At 71.5% G+C, this 20,785-nt stretch carries 16 protein-coding genes; 13 read left to right on the forward strand and 3 right to left on the reverse strand.

Features of this window, described 5'->3' with window-relative positions; all coding sequences use genetic code 11:
- The first annotated feature begins 9 nt into the window (after nucleotides 1-9).
- Complete coding sequence (locus NAEX_RS35960) at nucleotides 10-1,353, forward strand: DUF1552 domain-containing protein (protein WP_170136289.1); 1,344 nt, start codon at nucleotides 10-12, stop codon at nucleotides 1,351-1,353.
- Between the two features lie 12 nt (nucleotides 1,354-1,365).
- On the opposite strand, the gene NAEX_RS35965 is transcribed toward NAEX_RS35960, so the two are convergent.
- Together NAEX_RS35965 and NAEX_RS35970 are read right to left on the reverse strand one after the other, a co-directional pair.
- Nucleotides 1,366-2,592 (reverse strand): MFS transporter, encoded by a 1,227-nt coding sequence (locus NAEX_RS35965; protein ID WP_096331988.1) that lies wholly within the window; start codon nucleotides 2,590-2,592, stop codon nucleotides 1,366-1,368.
- A gap of 508 nt (nucleotides 2,593-3,100) precedes the next feature.
- Complete coding sequence (locus tag NAEX_RS35970) at nucleotides 3,101-4,549, reverse strand: flavin monoamine oxidase family protein (RefSeq protein WP_096331989.1); 1,449 nt, start codon at nucleotides 4,547-4,549, stop codon at nucleotides 3,101-3,103.
- On the opposite strand from NAEX_RS35970, the gene NAEX_RS54055 reads away from it, so the two are divergent.
- The 9 genes from NAEX_RS54055 (at nucleotide 4,484) to NAEX_RS36015 (ending at nucleotide 15,830) form a co-directional block, all read left to right on the forward strand.
- A complete protein-coding gene (locus NAEX_RS54055; RefSeq protein ID WP_096331990.1) occupies nucleotides 4,484-4,945 on the forward strand; it encodes a DUF4404 family protein in 462 nt (153 codons plus the stop codon). The genes NAEX_RS35970 and NAEX_RS54055 overlap by 66 nt on opposite strands.
- A gap of 121 nt (nucleotides 4,946-5,066) precedes the next feature.
- Nucleotides 5,067-5,699 carry a hypothetical protein gene (locus tag NAEX_RS51285; RefSeq protein ID WP_170135319.1) on the forward strand — a complete coding sequence of 211 codons (633 nt, stop codon included), beginning with the start codon at nucleotides 5,067-5,069 and terminating at the stop codon, nucleotides 5,697-5,699.
- A 15-nt stretch (nucleotides 5,700-5,714) separates the two neighbouring features.
- Nucleotides 5,715-7,814 (forward strand): peptidylprolyl isomerase, encoded by a 2,100-nt coding sequence (locus NAEX_RS35985; protein WP_096331992.1) that lies wholly within the window; start codon nucleotides 5,715-5,717, stop codon nucleotides 7,812-7,814.
- A 115-nt stretch (nucleotides 7,815-7,929) separates the two neighbouring features.
- Entirely contained in the window at nucleotides 7,930-8,421 is a 492-nt protein-coding gene (locus NAEX_RS35990) for a hypothetical protein (protein ID WP_143140729.1), read from the forward strand.
- A gap of 152 nt (nucleotides 8,422-8,573) precedes the next feature.
- Nucleotides 8,574-10,091 (forward strand): transglutaminase domain-containing protein, encoded by a 1,518-nt coding sequence (locus NAEX_RS35995; protein ID WP_096331994.1) that lies wholly within the window; start codon nucleotides 8,574-8,576, stop codon nucleotides 10,089-10,091.
- Nucleotides 10,092-10,461: 370 nt separating this feature from the next.
- The gene (locus NAEX_RS54775) at nucleotides 10,462-11,103 is read left to right on the forward strand and encodes a helix-turn-helix domain-containing protein (RefSeq protein ID WP_096331995.1); all 642 of its coding nucleotides are present in this window, start codon (nucleotides 10,462-10,464) and stop codon (nucleotides 11,101-11,103) included.
- On the forward strand, nucleotides 10,995-11,381 hold the full coding sequence (locus NAEX_RS36005; protein ID WP_096331996.1) for a transposase: 387 nt from the start codon (nucleotides 10,995-10,997) through the stop codon (nucleotides 11,379-11,381). The genes NAEX_RS54775 and NAEX_RS36005 overlap by 109 nt, the downstream gene beginning before the upstream one ends.
- A 334-nt stretch (nucleotides 11,382-11,715) precedes the next feature.
- On the forward strand, nucleotides 11,716-14,691 hold the full coding sequence (locus NAEX_RS36010) for a VCBS repeat-containing protein (protein ID WP_143140730.1): 2,976 nt from the start codon (nucleotides 11,716-11,718) through the stop codon (nucleotides 14,689-14,691).
- Nucleotides 14,688-15,830 (forward strand): hypothetical protein, encoded by a 1,143-nt coding sequence (locus NAEX_RS36015; protein WP_096331998.1) that lies wholly within the window; start codon nucleotides 14,688-14,690, stop codon nucleotides 15,828-15,830. Before NAEX_RS36010 ends, NAEX_RS36015 begins: the two co-directional genes overlap by 4 nt.
- Before the next feature lie 42 nt (nucleotides 15,831-15,872).
- Here NAEX_RS36015 and NAEX_RS36020 read toward each other — a convergent pair whose 3' ends face one another.
- Nucleotides 15,873-16,370, reverse strand: coding sequence for a gluconokinase (locus NAEX_RS36020; RefSeq protein ID WP_256254064.1), 498 nt, complete (start codon nucleotides 16,368-16,370; stop codon nucleotides 15,873-15,875).
- 258 nt (nucleotides 16,371-16,628) lie between these two features.
- Here NAEX_RS36020 and NAEX_RS36025 point away from each other — a divergent pair, with 258 nt between their 5' ends.
- From NAEX_RS36025 to NAEX_RS36035, 3 genes are all read left to right on the forward strand, one after another.
- A complete protein-coding gene (locus tag NAEX_RS36025; protein WP_096332000.1) occupies nucleotides 16,629-17,393 on the forward strand; it encodes a glucose 1-dehydrogenase in 765 nt (254 codons plus the stop codon).
- 4 nt (nucleotides 17,394-17,397) lie between these two features.
- A complete protein-coding gene (locus tag NAEX_RS36030) occupies nucleotides 17,398-19,230 on the forward strand; it encodes a glycoside hydrolase family 15 protein (RefSeq protein WP_096332001.1) in 1,833 nt (610 codons plus the stop codon).
- A 296-nt stretch (nucleotides 19,231-19,526) separates the two neighbouring features.
- A complete protein-coding gene (locus tag NAEX_RS36035; protein WP_096332002.1) occupies nucleotides 19,527-20,306 on the forward strand; it encodes a hypothetical protein in 780 nt (259 codons plus the stop codon).
- The last annotated feature ends 479 nt before the right edge of the window (nucleotides 20,307-20,785 follow it).

The following is a 20,785-nucleotide window of genomic DNA, read 5'->3' on the forward strand; positions in this document are numbered from 1 at the left end:
AGCCTCGTCATGCCCTGTCGTCCCCTCGCTCGTCGCACCTTCCTGCGCGGCGCGGCCCAGGCCGTGGTCGCCCTGCCGCTGCTCGAGGCCATGCTCAACGATCACGGCACCGCGCTCGCCGACGAGACCCCGCTGCCGACCCGCTTCATGACGTGGTTCTTCGGCAACGGCGTGCTGCTGCCGCGCTTCGAGCCGGTCGCCACCGGCCCCGGCTACCCGCTGAGCGAGCAGCTGGCGCCGCTGGCCGACGTGCGCGAGTACGTGTCGGTGCTGACCGGCCTGCAGAACCGCTGCGAGCAGATCATCACCCACCACGAGGGCATGACGGCCTTCAACGGCTACACCATGGTCGAGATCGACGGCCTGTTCTCGAAGGCGGGCGGGCCGACGATCGATCAGCGGATCGCCCAGGCGATCGGCGACAAGACCCCGATCGCGTCGGTCCACCTCGGGATCTCCAAGCACGTCAGCATCATGGACTCCGGCACGACGATGTTCGCCCTGTCGCACAAGGGCCCGAACGAGCCGCAGTACCCGAAGTTCAACCCGCAGGAGGTGTGGACCGAGCTGTTCGGCGCGTTCGTGCCGCGGCCGGACGACCGCGCGCTGCGGACCAGCATCCTCGACGCGGTCCGCGACGACGTGGCCCGCCTGCGCCGCCGCCTCGGCAAGCGCGACAACCAGCGCCTCGACGCCCACCTCGACGGCGTCGCCGCGCTGGAGAAGAAGATCACCGCCGCGGCCCCGCTGTGCAGCCTGCCGGGCGTGCCGGCCGAGGCCAACGTCGACGTCGACGGGATCGAGCCGATCACCGCCGTCAACGACGTGATGAGCGACCTGCTGGTGTACGCGTTCGCCTGCGACATCACCCGCGTGGCGAGCTGTCTGTTCATCGGCGGCGCCGCCGAGACGGTGTTCGCGGAGATCGGGCAGACGGCCGGCCACCACTTCCACACCCACGACGCGGGCGCGCAGGAGCTGGTCCACGACGGGGTGGTGTACATCATGGAGCGCTTCGCCGACCTGCTGCGCAAGTTCAAGGCCTGGCAGGACGTCGACGGCAAGAACCTGCTCGACACCTCGATCATCTACTGCAGCAGCGATTGCTCCGAGGGCATCTCGCACAGCATCGCCCGCCAGCCGATCCTGCTCGCCGGCCACGGCCGCGAGCAGCTGATTCATCCTGGCATCCACTACCAGGTGACGCCGTACCCGTACAGCGACGGCAACATGTCCGACGTGCTGCTGACGTGCCTGCGGGCGTTCGACCCGACGGCCGAGTCGGTCGGCGCCGGCGCGCCGATGTCGACCACGCCGCTGCGCGAGATCGCCGGCCCGGCGTTTCAGGGCTGAGGCGTCGCCGCATCAGCCGCCCGTCAGGCGGTCGCGCTCGGCCAGCGCCGGGAACCACTTCATCCACAGCAGCACGCACACCAGCGTGCCGACGCCGCCGAACACGATCGACGGCACCAGGCCCATCCACGCCGCGGTGACGCCCGAGCGGAACTCGCCCAATTGATTGGAGGCGCCGATGAACAGGTAGTTCACCGCGTTGACGCGGCCGCGGTACGCGTCGGGCGTCTCGAGCTGGACCAGCGAGGCGCGGATGACCACGCTCAGCATGTCGGCCGCGCCGAGCACCAGCAGCGCGAGCATCGACAGCGCGAACGAGGTCGACAGGCCGAGGACGATCGTCGCCAGGCCGAACACCGCCACCCCGGCGAACATCACCCGGCCGGCCTGGCGCTCGATCGGGCGGCGCGCCAGCCAGAACGAGATCGCCAGCGCCCCCGCGGCCGGGGCCGAGCGCATGAAGCCGAGGCCGATCGGGCCGGTGTGCACGAGGTCGCGGGCGATGATCGGCAAGATCGCCGTGGCCCCGCCGAGCAGCACGGCGAACAGGTCGAGCGAGATGGCGCCGAGCACCACCGGCTGGCTGCGGATGTAGCGGATGCCGGCGAACACCGAGCTCGCCTCGCGGTCGTCGGTGAGCGGGAGCGCCGGCGCCGGGGGGCGGCGGATCAGGCCCAGCAGCGTGACCGAGGCGGCGAACAACAGCCCGCCGACGGCGTACACCGCCCCCGGCCCGGCGAGGTAGATGAAGCCGCCGAGCGCGGGCCCGAGGATGACCGCCGACTGCATCGCCGCGCTGGTGACGCTGACCGCCTGCGGCAGCTCGGCGGGCGTGACCAGGGCGGGCAGCAGGGCGGACAGCGACGGGGCGGCGAACGACTTGCCGACCCCGAGCACGAACACGCCGACGAAGATCCCGGTGACGTCGAGCCAGCCCTGAAAGCAGCCGAGCGCGAGCGCCAGCGCCACCAGGCCCTCGAGCACGTGCCCGGCCTGGACCACGCGCCGGCGGTCGAACCGGTCGGCGACCTGGCCGGCGACCAGCACCAGCAGCACCGCCGGCAAAAACCCCGCCAGGCCGACGTAGCCGAGCGCGAGGGCGCTGTCGGTGAGCTCGTAGACCTGCCAGCCGACGGCGACGGCCAGCATTTGGAAGGCCATCATCGAGCACAGGCGCACGCACCAGTAGAGCGCGACGTCGCGGTTGGCGAAGATCGGGGTGGACGCGGGGGCCGTCATGGCGCGGTCGCGGAGCGATGATCGGCCGAGCGGCCCTCGCACGCACGCGAGAAAGCCGGCGGCGCCGCCGCGGCGAGGTGAGGAGGCCGGCGCGCGGAGACGGCGCTCCCCGGCGACGTCGCGGCGACTTACCCGTGCGCCCCGAGCACGGGGGCCTCGAAGAGGACGCCATGAGGGCGCGCGCGGGGCGGGGACAGCTGTCCGTCGCGCCGCCCGAGCGCGCGCCGGCGGGGCGCCACGAGCGTGGGAGTGCGGTGCCCGCACAGGGTCCTCGTGACGAGCCTGGGAGACGAGCCGCCGCGCGAGCGCCGCGACGCGGTCCGCGCGAGCGGCTGGCGCCGCGCACACGCCAGGAGCGTCGAGGCGCCGCTCGCAGCCGCAGCGCCGTGCAGCGGCGCAGGCCGCGGGTCCGTCGTTGCATGCGCCGAAGGACATGCCCGCGAGAGCATGTCCTTCGGCGCCTATCCCTTGTGGCATGTCGGAACGGACATGCCCTTGAATGAAGGTCTCAGCCCATGGCCGCGATCTCGTCGGCCGCGCGCTGGCCGGACTCGATCGCGCCCTGCATCCAGCCGGCCCACACCGAGGTGTGCTCGCCGGCGAACACGACCCGCCCCTCGGGCTTGCGGGTGGCGGCGACGATCCACCACTGGTCGGGCAGGATGTCGGTCCACGCGCCCCTGGACCACGGGTCGTCGGACCAGCAGAAGTGGAAGAAGGCGACCTTCTCGGCGCGGATCTCGGGGAAGAACTGCTCCACGGCGGCGAGGCAGAACTCCTCGCGCTCCTCGGGGGCGACCGCGCAGTAGGCGTCGGCGTTGTGGTTCTGCGTGTACGACTGGATCACGCCCATGGTGGTGCCCGCGGGCTGGACGTCGCTGAGGTTCCAGATCCGCTCGGCCGGGCCGTCGGTCTTGGCGATCTTGAGGCCGCCGATGCCCTCCTGCTCCCAGAAGCGCGTGCGCGTCTGGATGTAGCCGCGGCCGGCGTTCATCAGGAACAGCTCCTTGATCGCCTTCATCTTCTCGGGCGAAAACTCGGGCTCGATGGCGACGTCGCGCAGGGTGGTGAAGGGCAGCGTACACACCAGGTAGTCGGCGGACAGCGACGTCTCGCCGTCGGGCCCGCTGAACGTCACCGTCACGCCGGCGTCGTCGTGCTCGATCTTGGTGACCTTGCTGCTCAGCAGGATGTTGTCGAGCCCCACCTTCTCGGCCAGCCCGTTGGGCAGCTGGTCGTTGCCGCCGCGGATGTGATAGGTCTTCCCCCACGCCTGGTCGGCCACCTCGGCGCCCATCCACGCCAGGGTGCCGATGGTGCTGATCTCGGAGCCGTTGTCGGCGGCGTAGAGCTTCAGGTAGGTCTCGCTGGTCCCGCGCATGCGCAGGAAGTCGGCGTAGACCATGCCGTCGTACTTCTCGACGATGCCGGGCTTGGGGAAGCCGTTCATGCGCGGGTCGCCGAACTCGGCGAAGGTCGCCGCGATCTCGCGGCTCCAGTAGTCGCCGAGGCCCAGCGCGAGCTCGTCGTCGTTCAGGCCCTCGAGCGGCCACGGCTCGCCTTCGACGTGCTTGAACCGCTTGCCGTCGACGTAGTAGAGCGGCTCGCCGTCCTTGTACTCGTCGAGCTCGAGGCCCAGCATCTCGCAGTAATCGAGGGTGCGCTCGTGGACGTCGGGGATCCGCACCGCGCCGATCTCGGCGAACTGGCCCTGCTCGAGGCCCTCGCGCAGGGTCCACACGCGGCCGCCCACGCGGTCGCGCCCCTCGATCACGGTGACCTCGTAGCCGAGCTGCTGTAGCTCCCAGGCCGCAGAGAGGCCGGCGAGACCCGCTCCGAGCACGAGCACGCGCTTCTCGGCGGCGGCGGCTTGACCGCAGGCGGGGAGGGCATGGGCCGCGCCGGCCCAGACGAAGAGGCCGGCCAGACGCCGACGACTGATCCTTGGCTGCTGCATCGAGCGGGGACTGTACGCCGGTCACCCCGCCGCTGGAAGTCGCCGCGCCGCCGAGCCGGGCCCGCTTGTCAGCCGGCCAAGATCCTCTATGAATCCCCTGTGAGCAACACGGACCAACTGCGCCAAACGCTTACACATTTGCATCATGAACTCGAGACGGTGTCGACCGCCGATCCCGAGGTGCGGGGGATGTTGACGCAGACGCTGCGCGAGATCGCCGACCGGCTCGCGGCGCAACACGGCGGCGACCCGACGACGCAGCCCCGCGCGGCGATCGCCGACGTCGAGACGGTCGACCTGCTGCGCGCGTCGGCGCGGCAATTCGAGGCCGATCACCCGCAGGTCGCGACCGCGATCGAGAGCGTCGTCGATGCGCTCTCGCGCATGGGGATCTGAGGTCTCTCGTTCCTGGCGCAATGGACATGTCCTTGAGGACTTCTCGTCGTACGCAGGCCTGGTCGCCGCGAGCGCCGTGCAGTAAGGTGACGGTTCGACTTGCCTAACCAGGAGTTTGATCATGCGTCATGACTTGTCTTTCCTGCGTGCGACCGCCTGTCTGTCCTTGATCCTGCTCGCGCTGCCGGGTTGCAACGGCAAGGAAGAGGCGACGGCCACCGAGACCGGCACGGGCACCGAGACCGGCACCGGCACCGACACCGGCACCGGCACCGACACCGACACCACCACCACGGGTACGACGACGACCACGCCCGACACCACCGACGGCACGGTCAGCGAGACCGGGACCACCGTCGCGCCGACGACCACCGAGCCGGGGACGACGACCACCACCACGACCGGCGAGCCGCTCACGACCACCGAGCCGGGGACGACGACCACCACCACCGGTGAGACGACCACCACCACCGGTGAGACCACCGCCGACACGACGACGACGACCACGGGCGAGCCCGACGTGTGCGCGGCGGACCCGAACGACGACGAGTGCACCGCCTGCCTCAAGGACGGCTGCTGCGACCAGCAGGTCGCTTGCGCCGAGGACGAGGACTGCTCGTGCTTCTTCGAGTGCGCGGCCATGGGCAACCCGCAGCAGTGCGGCCAGATGTGCATGGTCAACCCGCAGCAGAACCCGCAGATCGTCGGGCTGTTCATGTGCGCCCAGCAAGAGTGCGAGCAGCAGTGCCTGTGACCTGACCGCTCGGCCATGGAAGTGCCGCGCCCCGTCCGTGTCCTCGCCGCCTGGTCGTCGCTGCTGGTCGCGTGCGCGCGGCCGCCGGCGCCCCCGGGCGGCGAGGTTCATCCGGGCCTTTCGATCGCCCGCGCCGAGGCGCGCCGCGAGGCCGGCTCGAGCGAGCTGGTGAAGCTGACCACCGGGCCGGCGACGTCCGCGGCGGCGATCCGCGGGCTCGGGCGGATCGGCGACGCCGTGGCGCTGGCGCGGCTCGGCGAGCTGCTGGCGAGCCCCGACGAGGCCGCGCGCGTGGCGGCCATGCAGGCGCTCGACGTCGCCGGCGCGCTCGGGTCCGAGGTCGCGGGCTTCGAGGCGGCGGTGTGGCAGCGCTGGCCGCAGGCGTCGCCGCGCGAGCGGCTGGCGATCGTGACGGCGACGCGGCGCCTCGGCGGTCCGGCCGCGAGCGCGCGGCTGGCCGCGGCGCTGGGACCGGGCGAGGCGCCCGAGGTGCGCGAGGCGGCGGCCATCGTGCTGGGGATCCTCGGCCGCCGCGAGCTGCCGCTCGGCGACGCGGCCCGCGACGGGCTGGTGGCGATGGCGGGCGAGCGCGAGCCGCGGTCGATCTACGCCGCCGTCTACGGGCTGGCCCACGCGCACGCGGCCGGCCACGACGCCGGCGAGGCGGCGCTGCTGCGCGCGACCGCGGCGGCCGACCCCGAGGCGCGGGCGCTGGCGCTGAAGGGCCTGGCCCGGCGCAAGCCGCCCGAGGCGCTGGCGACGATGCGCGCCGGCCTCGGCGACCCCGACCCGTGGGTGCGGGTGGCGGCGGTGCGCGGCCTCGGCGAGCTGGCCGACCCCGCCGCGACCGCGGCGCTGTGGGACTGGCTGCGCGCCGAGCTCGACGCCGACATTGTCGATGGGACAGGTCCCGGACACCCTGTCCTCGAGGCCATGTCCGTTCTGACAGCCGGCAAGGAGGCGCCGCCGGGGGCCGCCGAGGCCCACGCGCTCGCCGAGGCCCGGCTGGCGGCGGCGCGGCCGGAGGCGAGGCGGGTGCGGGCGCGCCTGGCCTGCGGGCTGGGGGCGCTGGCGGCCCGCGCGGGCGAGTGGCGGCCGCCGCTGCGCTGCGCCGAGGCGGCCGGGGCGGCGGCGGAGATCGATCGGCTGACCTTCGAGACAGGGCTGATCGGGCAGGGCCTCGGCGGGCCGGCGGAGGCGCGCGCGGCCCGGTTGACGGCGCTGGCCGGCCACGACGACGCGCGCGTGCGAGCGGCCGCGCTGGCGGCGGCGGCCGAGCTGTGGCTCGAGCGCGACGTCGGCGGCCTGATCGCGGCTGGCCTTCGCGACAGCTCACCGGCGGTCGCCGGGACCGCGGCGGAGGCGGTGCAGGGGCGCTTCGCCGGCGACGCGCCGCCGGAGCCGCCGCCGGCGATCGTCGACGCGCTGCTCGAACGAGCGGGGGCCGAACGCGACGCCGAGCTGTTCGCGGGGATGGCGGGCGCGCTGGCGGAGGTGGGCGGGGCGCGCGGGCTCGCGGTCTGTCGCGCCGCTCTCGGCGACGCCAACGCGAGCGTGCGCGCGGCGGCCCGCGCCTGTGTGAAGGCGGCGAGCGGCGAAGATCCGGGCGTCACCGGACCCGCCGCGCCGATCGCCGCGCCGCCGCACGATCCCGAGGCCGTCCTCGGGCACGAACTGCTGTGGCGGCTGCACACCGAGCGCGGCCGTATCGACGTCGCCCTCGCGCCGACGGCCGCGCCGTGGCACGTGGCCGCGATCGTCGCGTTGACGCAGCGCGGCTTCTACGACGGCCTGACGTTCCACCGCGTCGTCCCCGGCTACGTGGTCCAGGGCGGCGATCCCGGCGGCACCGGCTGGGGCGGTCCAGGATTCACCCTGCCCTCGGAGCCAGGCGAGGCTCCATTCGCGCGGGGCGCCGTGGGGATCGCCGACGCCGGCAAGGACACCGGCGGCAGTCAATTCTTCATCATGCACGCCCGCGCCCCCCACCTCGACGGCCGTTACACGCACGTCGGCGAGGTCCGCGACGGCTTGCCCGCAGCGCTCGCGCTGGTGGTCGGCGACCGCATCCTCCGGGCCGAGGTCGTGATCGCGCCGGCATCACCTGGCCGATGAGGCAGGTCGTGCGAGCGGCGCGCGAGCAATCGTTGCGCGCGGTGACCCGATCGTTCGCACGCGTTGCGGTTGCCCGGCCGACACGCAGGCGTAATGACTCCTCGGGAGGTGCACCATGGTGCCCTGTGTTCATACCGCGCTCAGCAGTAGCGTCGTCGCCGCGGCCCTGGCCGTGGCCGCGTGTACGCCCGAGGAGGACCCCAATCCGTACGTCGACGCCGACACGCCGATCGCCACCGACCACGGGCAGTTCTCGCTCTCCTTCCGCGCCGCCGAGGGCCGCGCGTGGCCCCGGTTCATGGGGCCGACCGCGCTCGCGGCCGTCGTCGAGGTCGGGCCCGATCCCGTGCCCGACGACCCGCACTTCAACGGCGACGTGCCGCAGCCTCCGTTCACCCTGACGCTCGAGCCGCCCTGGCACGTCAGCGACGAGGCCATCACCGACCTGACCGCCAAGACCTGGCCCGTCACGCCCGACGGCTTCAAGTGGCTGGTCGCCGTCGACTTCACCGCGCCCGGCGACTGGGTGGTTCCGTTGACCGTGCGCGACGCGCTGGGCCGCACGGACGGCGCCGAGCTCGTGTTCCACATCGAGCCGAAGCCCTGACGCCGCGCACGCCGGCCGGGCGGGGCGGGCTCGGCGGCTGTGTGCGCGACGCGAGGAGGGGCCGAGATGGAAGGTTTGCGCCTGCGCCCCGCGGCGCCGCCGGCGGGCCCGACCACGGCGCGCCCGGTTCGCCCGTGCTAGGCTGGCCCGGGATGACGCGTGCGCGGCTGAGCTGGCTCGGAACGTTGTTATTCTGGATATTTCGCGCGATCTGGGCGGCCCTGGTGGTGGTGGCGCCGGCCCTCGGGGTGTGGGTGGCGTCGTCGCTGGCGGCCTACCGCAACGGGCCGGTGTGGCTGGTGTGCGTGGCGGGGCTGCTGCTGTTCCCGATCGTACCTGTCGCATGGGACATGTTGTCCGAGCTGCTGCGCCGGCGGCGGGCGTCGAAGCGCGACCGGCGGGTGCTGACGACGTGGGACCGCGTCGTCCTGCGCACGCTGGCGATCAACCTGGCGGTCTTGACCGCGCTGCTGTGGTCGCGGCCCGAGGCGGTGTTCACGGCGATCTCGACGCGCGGCGATTGGTTCCTCGAGGGCGCCGAGCACCCGCTGGCCGACCGCGCGCGCGCCGGGCTGCTGCAGGCCGCCGACGGGCTGCAGTGGCTGTACGAGGCGGCGCACGACAACCAGTACGCGGAGCTGATCGAGACCAAGCCCGCCGAGGCCCCGGCGCCGCAGCCGATGCCCCGAGACGACGCCTGGAGCGACCCGTGGGAGCGGCCGCCGCAGCCGTCGCCGGCGCCCGAGCAGAGCGCCGAGCCGACGCCCGCGCCCGCGAGCGAGCCGCCGGCGAGCGGGCCGACCTGGCCATCGCCCGCCGAGGTCCACCCGGCGGTGCTGGCGATGCCCGACGAGGCGCGCGTCAGCATCGACGCCGTCGGCCGCCACCTCGCCGCCCAGGAGCCCGATCCGGCGCGCCGGATCAAGGCAATTCACGACTTCGTCGCCACCCACCTCGCCTACGACGCGGCGTCGTACCTGAACCGCGCCGTCTACCCCGACCAGCGCGCCGAGGCGGTGTTCGCCTCGCGCCTGGCCGTCTGCGCCGGCTACGCCAACCTGATGCGGGCGATCGCGGCGGTCACCGGCGACGAGGTCGTGGTCGTCGTCGGCGACGCGCGCGGGCTGTCGCGCGAGGTCGAGGGCGAGTCGCACGCGTGGAACGCCGCGCGCATCGACGGCCGCTGGTACCTGATCGACGCCACCTGGGACTCCGGGCACCTCAAGGACGGCGCGTTCGTCCGCGAGTACCGCACCGACTACCTGTTCGTGCCGCCGGCGCTGATCGGGGTGACGCACTTCCCCGAGGAGCCGGCCTGGCAGCTGCGCGAGCAGCCGCTCACCCGCGGCGAGTTCGCCCGCCAGCCGATGATGCGGCCCAAGTTCTTCGCCGACGGGCTGCAGCTGGTCGAGCCCCGCCGCTCGCAGGTCACCGTGCAGAGCGCGTTCGCGCTGAGCCTCGACAACCCGCGCGGCCGCCACCTGATCGTCAAGGCTGTCCCCGAGGACAGCGCCGCGGCGATCGAGTGCGAGCTCACCGGGACCCGCTCGGTCGCAGTGTCGTGCGGGCCGCTGGCGAAGGGGACCTACGCGGTCCGGATCTACACCTCGCCGACGCTCTACGGGACGTACCAGGGCGTGGGCGAGCTGCAGGTGCACGCGTCGGGGTAGATCTCGGGACCGATGCCTCGTACCGGAGCGGCCGAGTGCTGGGGCCGCGGGCCGGCCACGCGGTGCGGAGCGGGTTTCGCGTGGCCGCGGCCGGGACCTCGATCGCAGCACCCCCGCGACTTGCATGCACAGCCCGGTCGGCCCCGCGGAGCTTCAGACAGGGCCGACAATCCAGTCGACCCGGGCGTGCGATCGACCCGTACAATCGCACGTACATGGTGGGCGAGGCGCGGCGATTGCGTCAGGACCCGCGCCATCGGGGCGATGCCTCAGTGTGCGCCTGTAATCCCCGGCGAGACTTGCTCGCTCTCACAGCAAGTTCATGACGTCTTGATCCTCTGCGACTGGATCAAGCTCCCTCTGGACACGGATGAGCCGGCTTGCGCGAGAACGCTCGTGTGCTCTTCCTGAACATGCCCACCGCAATCTCTGTCGACTTCGAATCCGCATTGTCGAGGCCCGCGCACAGGAAGGGCTGACTTACGAGCAGCTCGCCGAGCGCTTCAGCGTGGGACGAGCGACCGTGGATCGAACGCTTCGTCTCGCGCGAGAGACGGGGTCGGTCGAGCCCAAGCCGCATGGCGGCGGAGTCGCGCGACGGATCACGGCCCAGGAGCAAGAGTTGCTCGTCGAGCTGGTGCGAGCGCGGCCAGACGCGACTCTTGCAGAGCTGTGCATCGCGCTGCAGATCCGGGCGGGCGTCCAGATCAGCCGTGCGACGATGTGCCGCGAGCTTCAGCGTCTCGGCTTCACGAGGAAAAAAATCGCTGGTGGCTCGGGAGCGATGCACGGCCGAGGTCGTGGCGATGCGCAACGCTTTCGTCGCGCAGATGCAGTCCTGCGATCCCGAGCGCCTGATCTTCCTCGACGAGTCGGGCTCGCACATCTCGATGACCCGCACTCGTGCGTGGGCGCCGCCGAGGGAAGCGCGTCCACGGCGTCGTACCCCGCAACCGCGGCCGCGCGACGACGATGCTCGGGGCGCTCTCCATCGACGGCATCGAGGCGATGATGGCTGTCGAGTGTGGCACGACGGCCAAAGTCTTCCTCGAATTCATCGACGAGCATCTCGCGCCGAAGCTGCGCCCGGGCGACATCGTGGTGATGGACAACCCCGGGGCGCATCACGCGACAGGCGTCCGCGAGCGTATCGAGGCGCGCGGAGCGAAGGTCGTCTATCAGCCGCCGTACTCGCCCGACCTCAATCCCATCGAGCTCGCCTGGTCCAAAATCAAGGCCGCTCTCTGCGCATCTCGCGTCCGCCCTGACAGCATGTTTCATGCGACTTGAGGCGTGCTGACGCCGCAATGCTTGAACCATCCAGCCGCGTCGGCTGGGGTGACAAGACCCGCAACGGCGCGGATCGCGGCCTTGAGAAGCGGGACGGGTTTGGCCCCGAGGCGCGCACGGACGTGGCATCGTACACTGCCGTGCCATGAGCCCGCTGCAGGTTAGAACGCGCCGCCTTCGGATCCCTTTAGGAGGGGGGTCTTGCGCGCGTGCGGAGTTCGCTGGCCTGCTAGCGACGTTCGTGCTGGGGTGCGGGGGCTCTGCCGCCGAACCCGCGTTCTGCCTGGAGGGGCCCGAGTGCCCGCCTCTCGCGTCGGCTCCGCTGCGCCCGGTCGTGGACCGGCTATTCCTGGCCGACTCGCCGGCAAGCAGCGTCGGGCTCGACATGCGCGGCGGGGCCCTCATGCACCTCCGCACCGACGAGGTGGGCGCGAGCCCTTCGCTTTCGTGGCTCGGGCTCAACGCGGCCCCGCGCGACATCCTCTTCGAGGATCTGGACGGCGACGGCGTGCATGACTTCGCCGTGAGCGATAGCCACGGCGAGCGCGTCGTCGTCGCTCGCGGCGGCCAGGATGGCGCGCTGGGGGAGGTCCGAGAGGTCATTCTCGCGGGCGGACCCGGCGCGCTAACGGCCTGGTACTCCCCGGAGGGCGGCGCTCGGCTCCTCGTCGCCTCCAGCCACAAGTCCTCGCTATGGGTGATCGAGTGGACGGCGGAGGGTCCGGCTGTCGTCTCCGAGGTCCCGGCGCTGCAGCCGGGAGTGGCGACGATGGTGGCGACGGATCTCGACCTCGACGGGGTGCAAGAGCTCGTCGCGTCGAACCCCGCGATGCGACGCATCGACACCTTGTCGTACGAGGGAGGCACGTGGGCCGTCCGCCATAGCACCGCTATGTCGCTCGCGGTCAGCCGGCTGCAACTCGGGAGGTTCGACGACGATGCCTACGCCGACCTGTTGCTCGTCGACGATGCCACCGGAACGGCTCACGTCTTCCGCGGCCTCGCCGGGGGCGCCTTCTCGACCCCCGCGGTCGCGCTCGACTCGCCGGGTCGGGTCCTCGACGCGATGCCCTGGGCGCGCGAGACGAGTCCTGAGCGACCTGTCCTGCTCGTCGAGGACTTCGGGCTCGTCGAGGCACCGCTCGACGGGCCCGCGACCGTCCTGGGTTTCACCGCGGAGCACGCGTCGAGCCTGGCACGCCCGGCGTCGGGCGACGGCTCGCTCGTAGTCGTCGCCAAGGACGCGGGGCGCGTCGCCTGGCTCCTCGACAGGCCAGACGCGCTCGCCCTCGGGGACGCGACGTTCTTGCAAGCGCTGGAGACTGCGTATCCCCTGCTCGCGGCGGACACCACCGAGAGCGGGCTGCTGGACATCATCGCTCGTCACGACGACGGACTCGTCGTCTTTCCGGCGCTGTCACCGGATTCATGGGCCGCAAGGGTCCCGATCGATCTCGAGCTCGACGCCGGCATCGTCGCGGTTTACCCCGCTCGCTTCGATCTCGACGCGCATGTCGATCTGCTGGCCGTGGACGGCGAGTCTCGCCTCCTCGCCCTGACCGGCGGTGGAGACGGCACCTTCGTTCACGTGGGCACGTATGGCCTGTGGGCCGCCGGCGCCGAGCTTCGTGTGGGCGATGTCGAGGGGGACGGACGTGACGAGCTCGTCGTCACACGTCGGGATGTCACGGGCGCGCCGCGCGAGCTCTGGCGGTTCGACGGAGTCGAGTGGGCCTCGCAGCCGCTTCCCGGCGCGGGGGGTCGCCCGGCGTCCGCCCGATCGGCCGAGCTCGTATTCGCGTCGACCGGTGCCGACGGGGCCTCTGCGTTCCTCGAGCGCGTCGTGGCCGACAGCGAGGGGTGGAAGCTCGGCGGTCGGAGCGAACTGCCCGCGCACGTCGCCGAACTGACGGCCGCGGGTGCGGAGGGCTCGAGCGACTTCGCCTTCTGCCTGGACGGCTCCAAAGAGCACCTTCCTTCCATCGGCCGGTGGTCGTCCAGCCCGACGGACGTCGTCGCCGTGACGATCGAGCCGCTCGAGCCGACTCCGGTGGCTCACGACGGTGAGCTGGGATTCGTCGGCGGCGCGTGCATCGGGCTGTGGAGCGTTCGCGGCCCCGAGCGCCACGATCTCGTCGCTCATTTTCGATTCACCGCGGGTATCGACGCGGTCGACGCGCTCAGCATGTTCGAACCCACGGCCGACCGCATCGCCCATTACCGCAACGAATACATCGGAAAGAACGTCTCGACCGTCATCCCGCTGGTCGCCGGCGAGGAATGGCGCGGTTTCCTCGTAAAGAGCGGCCTCTTCACCGAGCTTCGACCAGCAGCCGAACGTCCGGCGCCGGTGGCCAGGCGGACGCTGTCGGTCTGGCCCGAGGTCGCAGGCGTCCCGCCGCAGGTGCTACCCGCGCCGTCTGTGGCCGGTGGAGCCAGCGGTGTCTTGCTCGCGGGGGAGGGCACGAGCACGATCTTAACGGCGGCTGACGCCCGCCTGGACGGGTTGACCGTACCGTGCCCGGCGGAGAGCGCTGCGCTCGTCGAGCCGGCGACAGCGCTCGTCGTGTGTGACGACCGATCTTTGGTGCTCGTTGCGCCGCGAGCTGCGCCGGTCTCGCTCGGCTCGTTCGCGCACCGCGGGGACGCGATGGCCGCCTGGAACAGCCCGTCGGGGCTGTTTCTCATCACCGGCGACGCAGAAGTGCGCGAGGTCCGGCGCTATCGCGTCGACCCGGTCAATCACACGACCATCCCCATCGAGGCGACCGAGACGGCGATCGTGCCTCGTCTGCTGCGAATCGTGTCGCGTTCAGGGGAGGACACGCTCCTGGTCGCGGACCCGAGCGAGCGGAGCATCGCGCTGCTCAGCCCGGCTTCGCTCGGCGAGCACACGGCCCCCCAGGTCATGTCGCTCGATGGTCCGGCTTTTTTACGCCTGGAGGTCGGCGACTTCGACAACGACGGCTCTTCCGAGCTCATCACCCTCGACGGCCAAATGCTGCGAGTCCTCGCGCTGTCCCGGCCGTCCGGGCCTCCGCTCGCCGAGCTGGCCCTGCCCGCGGAGGGCGGTCGAGCGGGCTCGTTCGTTGTTATGGATGTGGATTGCGACGCCAACCTCGATCTCGCGGTGCTCGACGAGCGCTCGGTGCGACTCTTGTTGTGGCGGGGCGATGGTGCCGGCGGCTTCGCGCGAGACGGGGAGCTGGAGTTTCCACGACCGGTGCGGGCAGTCTGGGGGGCGTCGCGCTGCGCTCCCGGCGTGAAGAGCTTGGTTGCCCTCGGCGACTCGGAGGTGTATTGGCGATGATCCAGCCCTCGTCCGTGATTTCCCCCCGCATGCGCACGTGGGGAGCGTTGGGGCTAGCCATGGCCCTCGGCGGGCAAGGCGTCCAAGGTTGCAGCGAGTCCTGGCTGGAGTCGCTGCCCGAGCCGTCCTGGGACAACGCGGACTTCAGCTTCGCGACCGACGTCGAGGGGCCGATCTGCGGTGGTACGCTCGATTTCCAGGCCGGCTTCGTGGATCGTCTGCAGGAGTTGTTCGGGCAGCCGCGCGACGGCCGGCGGTTCACGTACTACGCGCTCTCGGACGACTTCTTCGCCCAATGGCCGTGCGGGGAGGCGAAGGGGTGCTACCGGGACGGCATCCTGCTCGATCAGTTTCTCGTCGACTTGCACGAGCTCGTGCACCCGGTGCTCAACCTTGCGCACGGGCCCGCCCGGCGCTTCGTGGGCGAGGGCCTCGCCGAAGTGTTCCGCGACCGGCATGGCGGCGTGCTCCCGTTGTCGTCCGAGATTGGCCTGCTGGAGGCCATCGCGCGCGACTGGAGCGATGCGGACGAATTGGCGAGCCTCTACGCGCGCGCGGGCCATTTTTTCGCGTACGTGCTGGATGTCCACGGTCCATCGGTGGCGCTCGATGTGTACAGGTCGGCGGACCCGGGCGAATCGGCTGAAGCGTTCCAGGCCGCGCTCGAGCGCGCGACCGGCTTCACGATGGACGAGCTCGTCGCGGACTACGAGGCGTATCCCGAGTGCCCGAACCGCGAGTTCCGCTGGCCGGTGATGGAATGCTCGCTCGCGCCGAGCGCGTGGAGCGGATGCGCCTGGCAGGCGCACGCATTAATCGATTGTGGCCTTACCGACGTGATGGGCCCGCGAGCAGGGGAGATGTGGACAGTAAGAGTGATCGATGTCCCCGCCGACGGGGACTATCGCATTTACACATTCGGCGATCCCGCCGAGCGTGCGTACGTCGAGATTGGTGGCTGCACCGTGGGCTGCTCACCCGACAAGTACTGGATCGTCGAGCACGGTCAGACCGAGGTCGTGCATCTCTCGGCCGGACCTCACTACGTGTCCCTGGTCCGGAGCGAGGATCGGCCGGGACTCTCCGGGGTGCGCATCGAGTTCGCGGACAACGCCGAGACTTCAGGATGTGCTCCGTAGCGAGCGACGCGACGCTCGACGGCCCAGGGCGCACGCGCCCGGTCACAGCCGCGCGAGGATGTCATTGACGACCGCGTCGACCGGCTGGGCGGCGTCGACGGTGAGCGCGTCGTCCGGCGGCTCGAGCGCCGAGATCTGGCTGTCCAGCAGGTCGGCCTTGAAGAAGTGGTGCGGGCGGGCGAGCAGGCGGGCGCGGGCGACCTCGGGGTCGATCTGCAGGTACACGAACACGACCTGGGCCGGATCGCGGCGCAGCATGGCGCGGTGGACCGCCCGCAGCGCGGAGCAGGCGAGCACGACGTCGCCCTCGTGATGCAACCATCCGTCGATCTCGGCCGACAGGATGTGCAGCCACGGGACGCGGTCGGCGTCGTCGAGCGGGGTGCCGGCCGCCATCTTGGCCCGGTTGGCGGGCGGGTGAAATTCGTCGGCGTCGACGAAGCGGGCGCCGAGCGCGGCGGCGAGGCGCTGACCGATGGTGGTCTTGCCGGCCCCGGACACGCCCATGACGACGATCACCACGCGGTGAGCCAAGCGCACCGGCGAGGCCGCGTCAACCCGAGCGCGGGCGATCGAGGCCTCGGGGCGGCCGAGCGGGCCGCGTCAACTCCGCGGATCGCCAGCCTCCGCCGCGTGGCCGGGACGAGGCCGCGTCGTTTCGGCGAAGACTGGCTTTTTGCCGTGCCCCGCCGCGAGCGTGCGTCACACATGGGCGATGCGCAGGAGCGAGGACGCACCGCACGAGGCCCGCCGCCGGCGAGCGTCGTCCGGCTGCCCCGCCGCGCATCGGGAGGTCGCATGCGACTGAAAGGGAAGACGGCCCTGGTCACGGGCTCGAGCCGCGGCATCGGCCGCGAGATCGCCCTCCGCTTCGCGCGCGAGGGCGCCGACGTCGCCGTCAACTACCACGGCAGCGCCGAGGCGGCCGAGGCGGTGGCCGGCGCGATCCGGGCCGAGGGGCGCCGCGTCGTGGTGGTGCAGGCCGACGTCGGAAGCACGGGCGACTGCGAGAAGTTGGTCGCCGAGGCGTGGCAGGCGCTCGGGCCGCTCGACATCCTCGTCAACAACGCCGGGATGGAGATCAAGGCGCCGTTCGTCGAGGTGACCGAGGCCGACTTCGACAAGGTGCTCGGCACCAACCTCAAGGGCACGTTCTTCACCACCCAGGCGGTGGTGCGCCGCTGGCTGGGGGGCGAGCGGGGCGGCCGCGTCATCAACATCAGCTCGGTGCACGAGGAGCTGTCGTTCCCCGGCCACGCGACCTACTGCGCGGCCAAGGGCGCGATCCGGATGCTCACGCGCGACCTCGCGGCCGAGCTCGGTGGGCTCGGGATCACGGTCAACGCGATCGCCCCCGGCGCGATCGCGACCGACATCAACCGCGACGTCACCGAGGACCCGCGGGCCCGCGCCGGGCTGCTGGCGCGGATCCCCCTGAAGCGGATCGGCACGCCGGCCGACGTCGCCGGCATCGCGGTGCTGCTCGCTTCGGACGACGCGGCGTACGTGACCGGCTCGACGTACTTCGTCGACGGCGGGATGACCTGGTTCCACGAGGAGTGAGGCGATGGGGTATCTGCCGATCCACGACCACGGGATCATCGGCAACATGCGGACGGTCGCGCTGGTCGGCACCGACGGCGCGATCGACTGGTTTTGCCACCCGCGGTTCGACTCGCCGAGCGTGTTCGCGTCGCTGCTCGACGACGAGAAGGGCGGCGCGTTCCGGATCTGGGCCGAGGACCAGGCGGCGCCGTCCAAGCAGTTCTACTGGCCCGACACCAACATCCTGATCACGCGGTTCTTCTGCGAGGGCGGGGTGGTGGAGATCGAGGACTTCATGCCGGTCGGCGACGACCTCGACCACGGCTGGCACCACCAGATCGTGCGGCGCGTGCGAGCGGTCCGCGGCGAGGTGTGGCTGAACGCCGACTGTCGCCCGGCCTTCGACTACGCGCGGGCACCCCACGAGGTCGAGCTCGGCCAGCACGGGGCGGTGTTCCGCGCGCCGGGGCTGACGATGTCGCTGTCGGCCAGCGTGCCGCTGAAGATCGGCGAGCGCGGCGCGGTGCAGGCCCGCTTCCGCCTGCGCCACGGCGAGCACGCGGTGTTCGTGTTCCGCGGCGGGGGGGAGAACCACTGCCCGCGCGGGCCCGACCCCGACGAGGCGGAGACCCTGTTCCGCTGGACGGTGGCGTACTGGCGGAAGTGGCTGTCGCGCTGCTCCTACCGCGGCCGCTGGCGCGAGACGGTCCACCGCTCGGCGCTGACGCTCAAGCTGCTGACGTACGAGCCGACCGGGGCGATCGTCGCGGCGCCGACCCTCGGGCTGCCCGAAGAGCCAGGTGGGGTGCGCAACTGGGACTACCGCTACACGTGGATGCGCGACGCCGCGTTCACGATCTACGGGTTTCTGCGGATCGGCTTCACGCAGGAGGCCGACGCGTTCATGAGCTGGCTCGACCGCCGCTACCACGAGCCGCCGGGCGAGGACGGGGCGCCGCTGCGGCTCCTCTACACCGTCGAGGGCGAGACGTGCATCGACGAGTTCGAGCTGCCGCACCTGGCCGGCTACCGCGGCGCGCGGCCGGTGCGGGTCGGCAACGCGGCCCACAGCCAGTTCCAGCTCGACATCTACGGCGAGCTGCTCGACGCCGTCTACCTGTCGAACAAGCACAGCCGCCCGATCTCCTACGACGCGTGGACGCACCTGCGCCGGATCGTCGACTACGTCGCGGAGAGCTGGGACCTGCCGGACCACGGGATCTGGGAGCCGCGCAGCGGGATGCGCCACAACGTCAACTCGAAGGTGATGTGCTGGGTGGCGCTCGACCGGGCGCTGCGCCTGGCCTACAAGCGCTCGTTCCCGGCCCCGCGCGAGCAGTGGTACCGCGCCCGCGACGCGATCTACGAGGCCATCTTCCGCCGCGGCTGGAGCGACGAGGAGCAGTCGTTCGTGGCCGCGTTCGGCGAGCGCTCGCTCGACGCGTCGGCGCTGCTGATGCCGCTGGTGTTCTTCCTCGGCCCCGACGACCCGCGCATGCTGAAGACGCTGGCGGCGATCCGCCGCCGGCCCGACCAGGGCGGGCTGGTGTCCGACGGCCTGGTGTATCGCTACCACCCGGAGCAGCTGCCCGACGGCCTGCCGGGCCGCGAGGGCACGTTCAACATGTGCTCGTTCTGGCTGGTCGAGGCGCTGACCCGGGCCGGCCGCGCCGACCCGGCCCTGCTCGAGGAGGCCCGCCTGCTGTTCGAGCGCATGATCGCCTACGGCAACCACCTCGGGCTGTACTCCGAGGAGACCGGCGAACACGGCGAGGCCCTCGGCAACTTCCCGCAGGCGTTCACCCACCTGTCGCTGATCAGCGCGGCGTTCAACCTCGAGCGCGCGCTCGGGTGAGGCGCGGTGACGCGATTCGCCGCGGCCGCAGGTCCGGCGGCCCCGAGCTACACATCGCCGATCCCGACCTCCGACGCCGGGCGAGCCGCCGCTTCACCACGAGGGGCGGCCCCATGGGGCCGCCCTGGGGCTGACCTGCGGCCGCGCGCCGGTACGCCGGCGCCGGCTCACGGAATTCCACGACATCTCCCGGCACGTCGATTGCTGATGACTGCGCCCGGCGATCGACGCATCGACGAGCCGCGCGCGGATGCTCCGCCTGGGGCCGCCGATGCACCCAAACCACGGATAAATCCATGCAAACGAACCTGAACATTCATCTTGGTGCGCTGCTCGGTGCGGTCCTCGTCCTCGGGGCGAGCGCCTGCGACGACGCCGAATCGAACGAGACGGCGCTCGACGGCGCTGCCGCCGAGGACGGCGATGTCGAGACTCTGGCGGAGATCGAGCTGGAGGGCGCCGCGATTCGATTCACGCGAGCGGCGAACGGGGCGGTGGTGGTGGCAGAGGAGGGGCCCTTCGACAAGCCGTCGTACATCGGCTACTTCGCGGTCGAGTTCGAGGCGACGCCGCTGGAGATGTTCCTGGCGCTCGAGCCCGACGGCGACGCGCCGGAGGAGCTCGTGCTGCAGCACGCCGCGCAGACCTCCGAGCGGCCCCGACAGCTGAGCGCGCCGAACTTCTCGTTCCGGAGCGTCTCGCAGACCGAGTACGGGACCAGCTGCGCGCAGGCGGACGACGGGGCCTGGTTCGACAATGAATGGACCACGCGAGGGTGGACGTGGCACTGGTACTACAGCGGGTCGACGTCGAACACGAGCACGCCCACGAAGACGACCAGCAATTTCATCACGCACCTCTGCAACTACTCCGTGACCCCGAACGCGCTGTACAGCCTGTCCCATTATCTTTATGATCAGACTTCGGGAACCGTTCTCATCGCGGACAACGATTTCGTCAACGTGGGCAACCGCAGCGTGTTCTACGTCACGAGCCAGAGCGGACAGTACCGTGCGCAGGCGGCTTTCGGCTCCGGGGCGTCCGGGAGCTACCGACTGGGCGGCATGGCCCCGTAGTCGAGGTGCATTCGACCTTCGTCACAGGCAGCCCCAAAGCCTCGGGAGGTGATGGCGGGTCGATGCCGGAGCGCGCTGCGGGGAGGGATGACCCCCTGCGATCGCAGCACGCTCGGCCGGCGATGCTCGTCAGGAGCCCGCGTCTGCGCGCCGGTCCCCCGGCCGCCGGGCAGCGCGAGGGCGGAGGAGGCAAAAGCACCGCGATGTTTGCGGTGATCCAGGAATCACGCGTAATATTCGGACCTACGGATGACCTGACCATGAGACCTGCCTACACCCTCCTGGCTTCCTGATCCTGTCCGCGCTGTTGCTCGGCGCGGAGGCCTGCACCCAGCCGAGAGGTGACCCGGGCGACGGCGAGAGCGACGCCAATGCGGACACCACGACCACGAGCTCGGGCGAGACCACGAGCTCGGGCGAGACCACGACCCCGACGGGGGGCGAGGTGTGCCCGCTCGAAGAGGCGGCGGATCGGTGCT

It is taken from the genome of Nannocystis exedens (assembly GCF_002343915.1).
Lineage (GTDB): Bacteria > Myxococcota_A > Polyangia > Nannocystales > Nannocystaceae > Nannocystis > Nannocystis exedens.

Excerpts from the sequence above, each read along its gene's own strand:
- NAEX_RS54775 (WP_096331995.1), top strand. The coding sequence starts at position 10,462 with ATGAGCCGGCTTGCGCGAGAACGCTCGTGTGCTCTTCCTGAACATGCC.
- NAEX_RS54055 (WP_096331990.1), top strand. The coding sequence starts at position 4,484 with ATGGGCCGCGCCGGCCCAGACGAAGAGGCCGGCCAGACGCCGACGACT.
- NAEX_RS36015 (WP_096331998.1), top strand. The coding sequence starts at position 14,688 with ATGATCCAGCCCTCGTCCGTGATTTCCCCCCGCATGCGCACGTGGGGA.
- NAEX_RS35970 (WP_096331989.1), bottom strand. The coding sequence starts at position 4,549 with ATGCAGCAGCCAAGGATCAGTCGTCGGCGTCTGGCCGGCCTCTTCGTC.
- NAEX_RS35985 (WP_096331992.1), top strand. The coding sequence starts at position 5,715 with ATGGAAGTGCCGCGCCCCGTCCGTGTCCTCGCCGCCTGGTCGTCGCTG.
- NAEX_RS36025 (WP_096332000.1), top strand. The coding sequence starts at position 16,629 with ATGCGACTGAAAGGGAAGACGGCCCTGGTCACGGGCTCGAGCCGCGGC.
- NAEX_RS36035 (WP_096332002.1), top strand. The coding sequence starts at position 19,527 with ATGCAAACGAACCTGAACATTCATCTTGGTGCGCTGCTCGGTGCGGTC.
- NAEX_RS35960 (WP_170136289.1), top strand. The coding sequence starts at position 10 with ATGCCCTGTCGTCCCCTCGCTCGTCGCACCTTCCTGCGCGGCGCGGCC.
- NAEX_RS35990 (WP_143140729.1), top strand. The coding sequence starts at position 7,930 with ATGGTGCCCTGTGTTCATACCGCGCTCAGCAGTAGCGTCGTCGCCGCG.
- NAEX_RS35965 (WP_096331988.1), bottom strand. The coding sequence starts at position 2,592 with ATGACGGCCCCCGCGTCCACCCCGATCTTCGCCAACCGCGACGTCGCG.
- NAEX_RS35995 (WP_096331994.1), top strand. The coding sequence starts at position 8,574 with ATGACGCGTGCGCGGCTGAGCTGGCTCGGAACGTTGTTATTCTGGATA.
- NAEX_RS36030 (WP_096332001.1), top strand. The coding sequence starts at position 17,398 with ATGGGGTATCTGCCGATCCACGACCACGGGATCATCGGCAACATGCGG.
- NAEX_RS51285 (WP_170135319.1), top strand. The coding sequence starts at position 5,067 with ATGCGTCATGACTTGTCTTTCCTGCGTGCGACCGCCTGTCTGTCCTTG.